This is a genomic window from Micromonospora profundi, assembly GCF_011927785.1.
Lineage (GTDB): Bacteria > Actinomycetota > Actinomycetes > Mycobacteriales > Micromonosporaceae > Micromonospora > Micromonospora profundi.
Window position 1 is genome coordinate 749,769 of the sequence record NZ_JAATJK010000001.1, and the last position, 12,739, is coordinate 762,507.

Annotated in this window: 15 protein-coding genes; 10 read left to right on the top strand and 5 right to left on the bottom strand. The window is 70.5% G+C overall.

Going from position 1 to position 12,739, the window contains the following annotated elements:
* Positions 1-122: 122 nt before the first annotated feature.
* Positions 123-290, top strand: coding sequence for a DUF7660 family protein (locus F4558_RS03525; protein ID WP_167942848.1), 168 nt, complete (start codon positions 123-125; stop codon positions 288-290).
* A 205-nt stretch (positions 291-495) separates the two neighbouring features.
* On the opposite strand, the gene F4558_RS03530 is transcribed toward F4558_RS03525, so the two are convergent.
* Together F4558_RS03530 and F4558_RS03535 are read right to left on the bottom strand one after the other, a co-directional pair.
* Positions 496-687: a DUF397 domain-containing protein gene (locus F4558_RS03530; protein WP_053653206.1), complete on the bottom strand. Its 192-nt coding sequence runs from the start codon at positions 685-687 to the stop codon at positions 496-498.
* Positions 674-1,480 (bottom strand): helix-turn-helix domain-containing protein, encoded by an 807-nt coding sequence (locus tag F4558_RS03535; protein WP_167943188.1) that lies wholly within the window; start codon positions 1,478-1,480, stop codon positions 674-676. Before F4558_RS03535 ends, F4558_RS03530 begins: the two co-directional genes overlap by 14 nt.
* Before the next feature lie 309 nt (positions 1,481-1,789).
* Here F4558_RS03535 and F4558_RS03540 point away from each other — a divergent pair, with 309 nt between their 5' ends.
* Positions 1,790-2,065 (top strand): hypothetical protein, encoded by a 276-nt coding sequence (locus F4558_RS03540; RefSeq protein WP_167943190.1) that lies wholly within the window; start codon positions 1,790-1,792, stop codon positions 2,063-2,065.
* A 254-nt stretch (positions 2,066-2,319) separates the two neighbouring features.
* Here the strand turns inward: F4558_RS03540 and F4558_RS03545 are convergent, their stop codons facing one another.
* Positions 2,320-3,246, bottom strand: coding sequence for an expansin EXLX1 family cellulose-binding protein (locus tag F4558_RS03545; RefSeq protein WP_167943192.1), 927 nt, complete (start codon positions 3,244-3,246; stop codon positions 2,320-2,322).
* Between the two features lie 242 nt (positions 3,247-3,488).
* Here F4558_RS03545 and F4558_RS03550 point away from each other — a divergent pair, with 242 nt between their 5' ends.
* From F4558_RS03550 to F4558_RS03570, 5 genes are all read left to right on the top strand, one after another.
* Positions 3,489-4,151 (top strand): HEAT repeat domain-containing protein, encoded by a 663-nt coding sequence (locus F4558_RS03550; protein ID WP_245241439.1) that lies wholly within the window; start codon positions 3,489-3,491, stop codon positions 4,149-4,151.
* 6 nt (positions 4,152-4,157) lie between these two features.
* Complete coding sequence (locus tag F4558_RS03555) at positions 4,158-5,159, top strand: HEAT repeat domain-containing protein (RefSeq protein WP_053653210.1); 1,002 nt, start codon at positions 4,158-4,160, stop codon at positions 5,157-5,159.
* Positions 5,160-5,219: 60 nt separating this feature from the next.
* A complete protein-coding gene (locus F4558_RS03560) occupies positions 5,220-5,840 on the top strand; it encodes a hypothetical protein (protein ID WP_167943194.1) in 621 nt (206 codons plus the stop codon).
* A gap of 233 nt (positions 5,841-6,073) precedes the next feature.
* Entirely contained in the window at positions 6,074-7,300 is a 1,227-nt protein-coding gene (locus F4558_RS03565) for an epoxide hydrolase family protein (RefSeq protein ID WP_053653212.1), read from the top strand.
* A 144-nt stretch (positions 7,301-7,444) separates the two neighbouring features.
* A complete protein-coding gene (locus F4558_RS03570; protein WP_197281454.1) occupies positions 7,445-8,059 on the top strand; it encodes a GNAT family N-acetyltransferase in 615 nt (204 codons plus the stop codon).
* Here the strand turns inward: F4558_RS03570 and F4558_RS03575 are convergent.
* Entirely contained in the window at positions 8,017-8,514 is a 498-nt protein-coding gene (locus F4558_RS03575; RefSeq protein ID WP_053653213.1) for an NUDIX hydrolase, read from the bottom strand. The two genes, F4558_RS03570 and F4558_RS03575, sit on opposite strands and share 43 nt — an antisense overlap.
* 58 nt (positions 8,515-8,572) lie before the next feature.
* Positions 8,573-9,775: a M48 family metallopeptidase gene (locus F4558_RS03580; protein WP_231639955.1), complete on the bottom strand. Its 1,203-nt coding sequence runs from the start codon at positions 9,773-9,775 to the stop codon at positions 8,573-8,575.
* Positions 9,776-10,045: 270 nt separating this feature from the next.
* On the opposite strand from F4558_RS03580, the gene F4558_RS03585 reads away from it, so the two are divergent.
* The 3 genes from F4558_RS03585 (at position 10,046) to F4558_RS03595 (ending at position 12,691) form a co-directional block, all read left to right on the top strand.
* A complete protein-coding gene (locus tag F4558_RS03585) occupies positions 10,046-10,249 on the top strand; it encodes a hypothetical protein (protein ID WP_082377299.1) in 204 nt (67 codons plus the stop codon).
* Between the two features lie 81 nt (positions 10,250-10,330).
* Positions 10,331-11,167: a histone gene (locus F4558_RS03590; RefSeq protein ID WP_231639956.1), complete on the top strand. Its 837-nt coding sequence runs from the start codon at positions 10,331-10,333 to the stop codon at positions 11,165-11,167.
* 93 nt (positions 11,168-11,260) lie between these two features.
* A complete protein-coding gene (locus tag F4558_RS03595; protein WP_167943196.1) occupies positions 11,261-12,691 on the top strand; it encodes an RNB domain-containing ribonuclease in 1,431 nt (476 codons plus the stop codon).
* Positions 12,692-12,739 lie beyond the last annotated feature (48 nt).

The following is a 12,739-nucleotide window of genomic DNA, read 5'->3' on the forward strand; positions in this document are numbered from 1 at the left end:
GCCGATCCGGCTTGGGTTGATCGTCGTGGCGTAACGTCTTTCAGTGTCCGATCAGGATCGCGAAGCCGCGTTCTCCTTGCCAGCGCAGGCCGCGTAGCAGTCGGTGTAGACGCGGTCACTGGATGCGAGTTGGCTGCATCGCCGGGCTGCTTGACCGGGTTCTCGACGCATTGTCGGCCTTGCTGGAAGCGCTGCCGAGCCTCTACGCGAACCGGGGTGACAGTCTGCCCGACCAGCCCAACTGGACGATTTTCGCCGAACTGCTGGTCATGGCGAGCGGCTACGAGTAGGGCTCGACGGCCATCGGCTTCTGCGTGCCCATCAGGTCAGGGACTGATCAACGCTCCGAGGTGGGCTTTTGTTGACGCTGTTGGCTGACGCAGACGTTGGCTCAGGCGAGGTGAAGGCCAGCCGGCTCTAGGCTCCCGTTCCGGCCTCGACTGTCCTGACGACCGGTGGCAGGTGAGCGCCGACCGGCTTCCCTGTCCCGTGGCGTTACGGCCGCTCGGCGACCTTGGCGACGAACGCGGCCCAGGCTGTCGAGGCGAAGGTCAGTGCCGGTCCGGTGACATCTTTCGAGTCACGGACGGCCACAACACCGGGCAGGTTGCTCGCCACCTCGACGCAGTTGCCACCGCTCGCGCCGCTGCGGGTGGACTTGCGCCACCGGGCGTTACTGAGGTCCATGATGGCTCTCAACTTCCTTCAGCAGGTCGATGGACTGCCGGCGTGGTAGCGCCTCGTTCCGTACGCTTCCCCACCTTGCCTGAAGCGTAGCCACCTCATCGTCCTTGTCGACGACGTCCCCGCCAAGCTGGTTTTCGAGGTGTCCGACCCACACGCCCGCGCTGGACCGGGCCAGTGCGAACGGCCCGGACAGCCCGATGTGTAGGCCGCTGGCTATCGGAATGATGTGGACGTGCACGTGCGGTAGCTCGGCCATCGCGACCAGGTGGGCGACCTGTTGGGCCATGATCCCGCCGAGTCCGTCACCGGTGCGCCGTATCGCGGCTTCGTCCAGCACGGCGACGAACTGCGGCCTGCGCTCTCCGGTCAGGATCGCTTGTCGGCTCATGCGGCTCTCGACGCGCTGCTCGACCTCGTCATCGGTGAGGCTTTCGACTGTTCGCAGGACGGTGCGGGCGTAGTGCTCCACCTGTAGTAGGCCGGGGATCAGGTTCGGCTCGAAGTAGCGGAGCTGCGTCGCCCCGCGCTCCGCGTCCAACCAGGGCAGGAACCACGACGGGGCGCCGAACTTCGTCGCCAGGCGTTCGAACAGTCCGCCGTTGGTCAACGCTCGATCAGCGCTCTTGATGAAGTCCATCGTCAACGCTCGCGTGCCGCCTTCAACGGCGCTGACGTGGGAGGCGCTGAAGCCGGCAGCGCGGCCAAACGCCTCTTGCGTCATCCCGGAAGCGCCACGGGCGCGGCGGATCTCGCCAACGATGAACGCCGACAAGGGACCTGGGACATCAGCCACGCAACGCTCCTCAAATCAGAGATCGACTACCCGTGGCGCCACACGTCGGGTGCCTGTTCTGCCAGCTCAGCCCGGACCTCGCGAGCACCTTCCGAGCGTAGTGGCCTCCACAGCAGAGTGTCACCAGGCGGCGTCCGGCGGGTACCACGACACCGGCGACCGCGTCCGTAGCGAAGCCGCACAGCACTCGCGGTTGCGGCCCTTTCCCAACGGCACCAGGGGGAGCACTGTGCCCGGCGACGAGCATGAGAGCAGAAGACCAACATCCGCGACTGATGAGTCCGGAAGCCCCGAGCAGTGATCGGGACGATGAAGGCCGGCGACGTGGTCTACCTGACCACCGCCGCGAGCGTGCAGTTCCTGCGCCCGATCTTCGTACGCGTCATCCGTGAGCTGCCCGAGCGGCACACGTACGACGGATGGGTATGGGTTGAGGGCTACGAGCTGGACGCGGCCGGCGACGCGGTGGCGCGGCGGGAGTTGTTCGTGATGCGCGCGGGCGTGCGGTTGCTGGCCCTGCCCGTCGTACCGTCGGGGTCTGTGAAGCGTCGGCCCGCCCGGCGGGGTCCGGTGCGGGTCGGATGACCCGGCCTCGTCCGCACCTGCCGATGCGCCCGGCGTGGTTGTGCCGCACCTGCGCCGCGCCCTGGCCGTGCGGCCCGGCTCAACTCGACCTCATGATCGAGTTCCACGGCCACTCGATCGCGCTGAGGTTCTATCTGGCCGCGTCGATGCGCGAGGCGATCGACGATGTGTACGGCCTGGGGCTGCGGCCGGACCTGCCCGCCATGCACGCCAGGTTCCTCGGGTGGTTGTCTCTGGCCCGACGGCCTCGCCGGTCAGCAGCGGGGGACGTTGAGGGGAGCGGCACCGGCGAGCGCTTCGACGGCCGCTGTTGGTGCGACCGGTTCGGACGGGGTCGGCGAGGGCGCGATGCTGGGGGACGGCGGAGCTGAAGGTAAAGGTGAACTGCTGGGGGTGGGGGAGGCGAGCACGGCCGTGCTGCGTTGGACCTGTTTCGTGACCATCCGGATGGTGGTGGCTGTCGCCTGGAGTCCGTACACGTCGGTGACCCTGATGCTGTAGGGCCCGGGGCCGAGCCCGCCCTCGACGGTCCAGTAGTTGTCGCTCTGGCGGGCGGCCTTGCGGAAGCCGCCGCCCGGCCCCTTCGCCTCGACCGAGCGGAGCGGGTTGCCGTGGTTGCCTACCTGCACCGCGAACCACCACTGGGAGGCGCCGCCCTTGATCCGGAAGGTGAGCCCTCCGTCGAGCGGCGGGTTCACCACCGCCCGGTACGTCACCTGCGCGATGCCCTGCGCCCGGTCGGCTATCTTCGCGAACGCCTCGTCGGAGAGGTCGATCTTGCCGGGCCCGCATCCGCCGCACTGGTCCATCACCATGACCCGGACGGTGCCCTTCGGGCCGGTCACGTCCAGGTAGCTGCCGCAGGCCGCGGCCCCGGAGTACGCCGACGAGCCGAGGGCCACGTAGAGCCGGTCCGCGGGTGGGGCCGGGAAGGAGCAGTTGCCGCCCGAGCGGCCGGCGTCGTAGAAGCTGGCCTTTGCCTTGTGGACGGTGTTTCCGGTGGGTGGCGCGGCGCAGGCCGGGGTGGCGCCGCCACGTACGACGAGGGTGATGCCGAGTACGGCCGCCAAGGCGGTGATTCCGGCTCCGGCCAACAAGTGTCTGGCCCGCCGACGCCACCGGCGCGTGCCGTTGATGCCGGCCGGGATGTCGTCGTTGGGGTCCGGGTCTGGCACCGTCATGACGCCTGATGCTGCCGCAGTGCCCTGCGGCAGCGCAAGATCATCGAGCGGACCGTCACCTGCCGCGCCGACGGGATCGCAGCTTCGACCTCGCGTTCGCAGCATCGTCGCCGCTGCTGCCGTCTCCAGCGGTCTGGTGCTCGGTCTGGCAGCGTCCGCGCACGCGGACTACAGCAGCCCGCTCTGCTTGACCTTGACACAGTGACAAGGGCTGGACTGTGGTCAAGGAGGTGGCGATGACCATGCCGGAAGAGGACGCGAACGCGGTGCGAGCCCTTCAGTCGCTGGCGAACAGCAATCCCTCGGTGCGGCTGCGGGCGGCGCTGGCGGTCGGCACGGACCCGCATGCGCGGTTCGTCGACGGGCTGATAGAACGATGCGCGGTGGAGCCGGAGTTCCCTGTGCGCGAAGCGCTCACCTGGGCACTGACGCGCCACCCATCGTCACTGACGGTCCCGAAGCTCGTCGACGAACTCCGCTCGGAGCGTGTGCAGGCGCGTAGCCAGGCCCTGCACACGCTGTCCAAGATCGGAGATCGGCAGGCGTGGCCGGCGATCACGCGGGCGCTGTTGACCGACGCCGACGACGAGGTGGCGCGGAGCGCCTGGCGAGCGGCGCTCGTACTCGTGCCCGAGGGGGAGGAACATGCGTTGGCCAAGGTGTTGGCGACGCAGCTCGGGCGCGGTGAGCCTGCGACGCAGTTGAGTCTGAGCAGGGCGCTGGTCGCGCTCGGCGAGGTGGTCATGCCGATCCTGCGCGCCGCGATGACGGATCCCGATCCGCGCGTACGTCGGCATGCGACCGCCACGGAACGGCTGTGGCGCGACCCGGATGCCGGATTCGAGCTGGCGATCGGGGAGGCGACCCGCATCGTCGCGCTCGGCGCGACCAGACAGGAGGAGTGACCGGCGGTGTTGATCGGCGACGTGGCACGACGGTCCGGAGTAAGCGCCCGCATGCTCCGGCACTACGAGTCGCTCGGCCTGGTGCGGCCAACGGGCCGCACCAGAGCTGGCTATCGGGAGTACTCCAGCGAGGACATCCGGCGGATCTTCCATATCGAAATGCTGCGGTCGCTGGGCCTGTCGCTGCGTGAGGTCGGGCGCGCATTGGACGATCCCGGGTTCACGCCGTCGGCGCTCGTCGACGACCTCGTCAACCGGACGCGGGAACGCATTGCGGCCGAGACGGAGCTGCTCACGCGACTTCGTCGGATCGACGCAGTGGAGCCCGCCAGGTGGGAGGACGTCCTCCAGGCCGTCGCACTCCTTCAGGCACTGGGTTCGGACAGAGCCGGGGAGCGCCAGCGCGCGGCCCTGTCCTTCGTCGACGAGGCGCCGGCACCGCTGGATGCTCTGGTCGAGGCGGCGCTCAGCGAGACGGACCCGAATGTCGCGGGAGCAATCCGTTGGGCTCTCGCGCAGTCGGGCGTCGGCGTGCCGGTACTGCTCGCGGACGGCCTCGCCTCGCCGGTGGCCGAGGTGCGGCAGCGTGCCGTCCAGTGCATCGCCGAGATTCCGGACGGCGCGGTGCCTGTGCTGCGGGACGCACTCACGAACCCCGATGTCGTGGTCCGCAGGAGTGCGGCCCTGGCGCTTGGGGCGCGTGGAATGGCCGACGCGATCCCGGTGCTCATGGACATGATCGTCGAGGGGGCGAACGACGTCGATGCAGCCGACGCGCTGTGCACGCTGGCGGGGAACCCCGGGCTGGTGGACGAGATCGCCATCGGACTCGTCGACCGCCTCGCCGACGGCACCGTTGAACCGTCCGCGCGGCGGCGGCTGACACAGGCGCTCGCGGACGTCCCAGGGACGAGGGCGTCACGTGCCCTCACCGATCTTTCCCAGGACGACGACCGTGTCGTTGCGCAGACCGCGACCTACATCCTCAGGTTGCGCGCCGCACGATAACGACCATCGCTCGCCCAGCCAGCGCAGGAGTTCGTTGCTGAGCGCAGCTACCCTCCGACCATGCGGCATGGGCGGAGGTCACGAGCCCGCCGTCCGCGACTGAAACATCTGCCCGCGGCGATCAGGGAAGCCGACTGGCTGGACCGTCTCGTGTCCGGTGGCCTGGTTGCGTGCGCTCTCGCGATCGTGCTGGCCTGGTGGCACCTCGTGTTGCCCGACGCCTGGGACGGCGTCCGGGCCACCATCTGGGGTGTGCCCGGTTCGGTCGCCGTGGCGTGTGAAGAGAGCACAGCGGCGGAAGACCCGCAGTTCTGGACGCTCGGCTGGAGCTGCACCGGCCCGTTCACCTCGAATGCGGGTGATCTGCACATCGACTCGGTCCGGTTGTTCATGCATGGCGACGAGCCGCCCGGGCCTACCGTGGCCGGTCGGGTCAGCGGTCCGGGAGCGACGTGGATGTGGCCCGACGGCGAGATCGAGTGGGTGTTCGCGGTGGCGCTGGCGGTCGGTGTGCCGGTTCTCCCCGGCTATCTCCTGTTCGTGGCAGTCACTGTGCTGGAGCCCTCGAACGGCTGGCCTCGACCGCGCCGGAAACCGAGCGTCGGTCCTGCTCAGATGGGTAATCGTGCGCGTCGTCGTCGTAAACGTCGACAACGGCGTACGGCCGACCCGATGGCGTGACGACGGCCTGGCCGGCCGTCGAACGCTGGTCCCGGACGGACCTTGCTGGTATGCCCGCGATGACGGGCAGGCCGTCTTACGCTTCGAGATGTGGCGGCGGGCGTGCCCTGGTTCGACGGGCACCGGAGCCCGGCAGTGGCCTGAGGAACAGGTTCGCGGCGGCCTCTTTCCCGCCCGCCCCGGCCCAGCAGACGGCACCCTCCAGTGAACTCGAACGGGAGAGGACGGCACGCATGGCGGTCAAGACCAAGACACGTCCCGGCACCACGGAGATCCGGCCGTTCACGGTGGAAATCCCCCAGGCCGACCTTGACGACCTACGTAGGCGCATCGCCGCCACCCGCTGGCCGGACAAGGAGACTGTCGACGACCAGTCGCAGGGCGTGCCGCTCGCGACGATCCAGGCCGTCGCCCGCTACTGGGAGAAGGAGTACGACTGGCGCACTGTCGAGGCGAGGCTGAACTCCGTGCCGCAGTTTCTGACCACCATCGACGGGGTGGACATCCACTTCATCCACGTCCGTTCCAAGCACGAGAACGCGTTGCCGCTCATCGTCACGCACGGGTGGCCCGGTTCGGTGATCGAGCAGCTGAAGATCATCGAGCCGCTTACCGACCCCACTGCCCACGGCGGGAGCCCATCGGACGCCTTCCACCTGGTGATCCCGTCGCTGCCCGGCCACGGCTTCTCCGGCAAGCCCACCTCGTCGGGCTGGAGCCCGGAGAAGATCGCCAGCGCCTGGACCGAGTTGATGAAGCGCCTCGGCTACGACCGGTTCGTGGCGCAGGGCGGCGACTGGGGGGCTGTCGTCGTGGATCAGATGGGTGTCCAGGCGCCCCCGGAACTGCTCGGCATCCACACGAACATGCCGGGAGCGGTGCCGCCCGAGATCGACCTGCTGTTCCAGGGCGACACCACCGGGGCGAACAACGCCATGGGTTCGCTGCCGTCCGGTCTGTCCGACGACGAGATGCGCGCCGCCACCGAGCTGGACTACGTGTGGAAGCACGTGGCGTACGCCCTCATGATGGCGACGCGCCCACAGACCCTGACCGGGCTCGCCGACTCTCCGGTGGGGCTGGCGTCGTTCCTGCTCGACCACGACGCGAAGAGCCTGGCCCTGATCGCGCAGGTCTTCGACGGCGCCGCAGCCGGCCTCACCCGCGACGACATCCTGGACAACATCTCGCTCTACTGGCTGACCAACACGGCGATCTCCGCGTCCCGCCTGTACGCGGAGAACAAGCTCTCGTTCTTCGCCACGAAGGGCGTCAACGTCCCCGTTGCCGTGAGCGTCTTTCCCGATGAGCTGTACGAGGCGCCGCAGAGTTGGGCCGAGCAGGCGTACCCCAACCTCATCTACTACAACAAGCTCGACACCGGCGGGCACTTCGCGGCCTGGGAGCAGCCGAAACTGTTCTCCGAGGAGATCCGTACCGCCTTCCGGTCGCTGCGCTAGATGACCACGCCCGGCCGGGTGCATCTGCCGCCGTTGGGCGGGGCGGTCGAGTGGCTCAACTCCGAGCCACTCGACCCCGCCGGGCTGCGGGGCCGCGTCGCGCACGGACACCCGCGTCGCTCGGCCGCGATAGTGTCGGCGGCTGTGACAGCGCCAGAGATCACGATCGCCACCCCAGCGGACCGTCCGGCGGTCGTCGGTTCGCTCGTCGCCGCGTTCGTCAAGGATCCCGTCCTGCGGTACCTGTTCCCTGACGAGGAGACCTACCCGCGGTACGCCGCCGCCTTCTTCGGGAACCTCTTCGACAAGCGCGTGCACAGGTCGTCGATCTGGACGATCGGCGGCGGCGCGTCGGTCGCCATCTGGGAGCCACCGGCCGACGGTTCCCTCGCGCCCGAGGGCAGTCTCGCCGCTCACTACCCTGCCGATGTGCTGGGCCGGGTCGAGGGTTACGACGCGGCCGTGCACGCCGCGCTGCCGGAGTTCCCGTACTGGTATCTCGGCGTCCTGGGCACGCACCCCGACAGCGCCGGGCGTGGTTGGGGTCGCGCCGTCATGCGGGCCGGGCTGGATCGGGCCGCCGCCGATGGCCTGCCGGCGATCCTGGAGACCAGCAAACCGGCCAACGTCGAGCTGTACCGCCGCGCCGGCTGGGAGGTCGTGCGGTACGTGGCAGAGCCGCTGCCGACCTGGATCATGCAGCAGCCCGGCGCGGCTCAGTCGGGTACGTCGTCCCACGTCGTGCCCGGCGGCAGGTAGCCGGCCGTGGTGTTCTCGCGCAGCGCGTACGCGATGACAAGCAGCGCGTGCTTGTCCAGCGCGGGCAGTCGGTCCATCGGGAACCACCGCACGGCCAGCGACTCGTCGTCGTTGACCCGTGCGGTGCCGGCCACCACCCGGCACAGGAAGCCCAGGTTCAGGTACTCGCACCGGTCCCCGTTGGGGTAGGTGTGCGGGTGCGAGACGGCACTGGACATCCGCACCGGAGCCACGTCCAGGCCGGTCTCCTCGCGGACCTCGCGGACCAGCGCGGTCGCCGGCTGCTCGCCCGGCTCGACGAACCCGCTGATCACCGACCAGCGCCCGTCGTCGGAGCGCTGGCCGAGCAACAGCTCACCGGCGTCGTTGCGGATGACGGCACTGACGCTCGGCAGCGAGAGCAGATCGTGGCCGACGTGCTTGCGCATCCCCACGATGTAGTCCGGTGTCCCCATCCGGCGATCATAGGCACGACCCGACCGGCCAGCGTCGTCCCGTCACGCCACGTCGGCGTCAGGCCGACCAGCTGACGGTACGGCGGAAGCGCTCGTACTCCTTGGTGAGTTCCGCGTCGATCCGCTCCATACGGGCCTCGGTGAGCACCACCGTCGGATCCTGCCACTGCCGTTCGGCGAGCATCCGGCGGCGCAGTCCCGTCGGCGGGTGGGCAGCGAACAGCGACACCTCGTCATGGACCGACAGCTGGCGCAGCAGCGGCAGCCGATCGGAGCTCGCGGCGCGGGCCTCGGCCAATGCCGAACGCCACCGGTCCGGGCCATGTCCTGCCCGGGTCTCCCGACGCACCGCCAGCGCCATCGACTCGGCGCCGAGCGTCGCGTCGAGCAGATCGGTAGCGGCAGTCGAGCCAGCCACCCGCGCGGCCAGCTCGTCGGCGAGGTACTCGGCACGTTGGCTGTCCCGCAGCGCCACGCTCACCAACACCAGGTGGGCGCCGAACAACAGCCGGGACACCACCCACTGAAACGCCCGACCCAGCGCGTCGCCCACCATCTCCACGATCCCGCCGCCGCGGACGGTGTCCACCGGCCGGAACAGGTCGGCCGCCGATCCGAGCATGGTGAACGCGGGCTGGGTGAGCAGCCCCCGGCGCGGGTCACCGTTGACGAAGTGGCCGAGTTCGTGGCCGAGCAACGCCACCCGCTCGCCGGCGGTGAGGGAACCCCACAACGGCAGCCCGAGGCACAGCACCTTCCGGCGCCGCAAACCGACCGCACCCGCGTACGCGTTGATGTCGTCGCTCACGCCGACCACGTCCGGCACCGGGGCTCCGACCGCCGTGGACACCTCGCCGATCAGCGCGAACAACTCCGGTGCCTGGTCCCGGGAGAGCACCTCCAGCTCCGGGTCGAGCCGACCGAACCGGGGCCGCAGCGCGACCGCCAGGCAGACCATCGCGACGCCCGGCAGGATCGCCAGGTTGGGAAACGGGAACGCCACGATCAGCCAGACGCCGGTGATCGCGAGCGCGAGGACCGCCGCGACCAGTACCAGCGACGCCACCGCTGTCAGCGCCCGGGCGCGACCGGAGCCGTTCGCGCCCAGCGGTCGCCCGACCAGCTGGGCGAACTGCCGTCCGGTCGTTCGGAACGCCATCCGATAGGTCCACCGGTCGACCCAGGTCCAGCCGAACTCGCGTTCGCGCCGCACCGGGTCGTACGTGTCCAGATTCCACTCGCAGCGGGGACACCAGGGCACCGCGTCTCGTACGGACGCCGTCGTTGCCCCACACCCCGGGCACGCCCCCGTGCCGGTCACCGTATTGATCACGGCGACCGATGCTGCCCCAGCCTTCTGTGGGGCGGAACCGGCCGTTCGGCTGACTGCCGCTGGCGGGAGGAAGTATCCCGACTTGGGCTTCTTTCGCTGTTCCGGCCCAAGAGGCTTAAACCAGCTCTACTGTGGAGAAGGTCGGCGACTTGCGCGATCCGGTGGCGGCCGGTTGGTTCCCGGTGCACAGTGATTCCCATGAGCGACAGCGGACGTGGTGGGCAGTTCTACTGGTGCACCCGGCATCACCGGGTCGAGACGGACGCCGACGTGTGCCCGGCGAAGCACGTTCTCGGCCCGTACAACTCGGCGGCCGATGCGGAGAACGCACTGCAACGGGTGCAGGAGCGCAACGAGGCGTGGGATGCCGAGGACGCCCGTTGGGCCGGGGAGGACAAGTAGACGGCGCGGGACGGCCCGCGTCGCGGTGATTCGTGCTCCGCGAGGACGCACGCGAGAGCACGTCCCCAAGGAGGAACCACGATGGCCGAAGCACAGCAGGCCACCACCCGCCCGGCTGCCCGGCGCACCACCGCGAAGAAGACCGCAGCGGCGGAGCGGAACACGGGAGCGAGCCGGACCACGCCCGTGCGCAAGTCCACCACGGCGAAGGCGCCAGCCCGCAAGGCAGCCGGCGGCGCGGGCCGCGCCCCGGCCACGAAGACCACCACGGCCGCCAAGAAGGCGCCGGCGAAGAAGACCACGACGGCGAAGACCACCGCAGCGGCGAAGAAGACCGCGACGGCGAAGAAGACCTCAGCGGCGCGGAAGACCACCGCGGCGGCCAAGAAGGCGCCGGCCAAGAAGACCACGACGGCGGCCGCGAAGGCCCCGGCGAAGAAGACCACCACCCGCAAGACGACCACCGCGGCCAAGCGGACCCCGGCCTCCGCGGCGCGCAAGACCACCGCCGCCGCGAGCAAGACCACGTCGTCGGCGGCGAAGAAGACCACCGCCGCCGCGCGCAAGACCACCTCGTCGGCGGTGAAGACCGCGGCCAAGAAGGCGCCGGCCACGAAGACGGCCGCCAAGAAGGCCCCGGCGAAGAAGACGACGGCGGCGAAGAAGACCGCGTCCACCCGCCCGAGCGGCGGCGCCCGCAAGGCCGCGGCGAAGAAGGCCCCCGCCGCGAAGTCGACAAGCACCTCGTCGGCCACCACCCGCAAGGCGGCAGCCAAGAAGGCACCCGCCAAGAAGACCACAGCGGCCAAGGCGCCCGCCCGCAAGGTGACCGCCCGTAAGTCACCGGCCCGCCCGGTCGCCGCACGAGCCACAGCCCCCCGGAGTACGCGCAGCACCGCCCGGAAGGCGACCGGCTGAGCGCACGCCGCCGGATCCGAGGAGTGAACCGGCCGGGAGATCTCGGCCGGTCACCGGAAGCGGATCACCGGCGGCGCTGTCAGGATTGACCCCGTGGTGATCCGACGCGTACTCGCCCCCCGCATCGACTTCGGCGCGCTGCGCCGCGAGCTCGGCCTGCCCGAGGAGTTTCCGGCAGACGCCCAGCGGGAGGCCGACGCGGCTGCCTCCGCGCCGCCCCGGCCGGCCGTCGACCGCACCGACGTACCGTTCGTCACTGTCGACCCTGCCACCTCCCGCGACCTGGACCAGGCGATGCACCTCGCCCGCCGTCCAGGCGGCGGCTACCGCGTGCGGTACGCGATAGCGGACGTCGCCGCCCACGTCCGTCCCGGCGGCGCGCTGGAGGAGGAGACCTGGCGGCGGGGGCAGACCGTCTACCTGCCCGACGGGCACGTACCGCTGCACCCGCTGACCCTCAGCGAGGGCGCGGCGAGCCTGCTGCCCGACGACGACCGGGCCGCAGTGGTCTGGACCATCGACCTGGACGCCGACGGCGGCACCGTGGCCGTCGAGCTGGAACGCGCCATGGTCCGCAGCCGCGCCAAGCTCGACTACACAGGGGTGCAGGCGGCAGCCGACGCCGGCACGCTGCCCGACCCGATCGCGCTGCTGCCCGAGATCGGCGACCGGCTGACCGCCCGAGGCCTGCGTCGGGGCGCCATCAACCTGCCGCTGCCAGAACAGGACGTGGAGCCCGACGGCGACGGCTGGCGGCTGGTGCTGCGTGGGCCGGCGCCCATGGAGGAACACAACGCGCAGATCTCCCTGCTGACCGGGATGACCGCTGCCGACATCATGCTGGCCGGCGGCATCGGCCTGCTGCGCACCATGCCCGGACCCAAGCCGGAGGCGGTGCAGCGGCTGCGGGCCGCCGCCGCGCCGCTGGGCGTGCACTGGCCCGACGGCGCTGCCCCGGGCGAGGTGATCGCGCGGCTGGACCCGGCCGAACCGCGCTGTGCCGCCTTCATCGACCAGGCAGCCGAGTTGATGCGCGGCGCGGCGTACACCGCATTCGACGGGGCAACGCCCGAACAACCCGAACACGGGGGCGTCGCCGCCGCGTACGCCCACGTCACGGCGCCGCTGCGGCGCCTGGCCGACAGGTACGCCACAGAGGTCTGCCTGGCCCTGCACGAGGGCCGGGCGGTGCCCGACTGGGCGCGCGCCGCGCTGCCCCGGCTGCCCGAGGTGATGGCCAGCACCGACCGGACCGCCTCGGCGGCCAGCCGGGGCGCCGTGGAACTTGCCGAAGCAGTGCTGCTCGCGGACCGGTTGGGGGAGACCTTCGACGCGGCGGTCCTCGACGTCGACTCCCCTCCCAACGGTAAGTCTCGCCCCCGCCCACCCGGCGGGACGGTGGCCCTGGACGCACCGCCGGTCCGCGCCCGCTGCCTCGGCGAACTGCCGCTCGGCGAACGGGTCCGGGTCCGCCTCGTCACCGCCGACCCGACGACCCGTACCGTCCTGTTCGAGCTGGCCTGAGCCTTCTGGCTCGGGCGTCCGGCGTGCCTTTGGCGGGGCGTTCGGCGC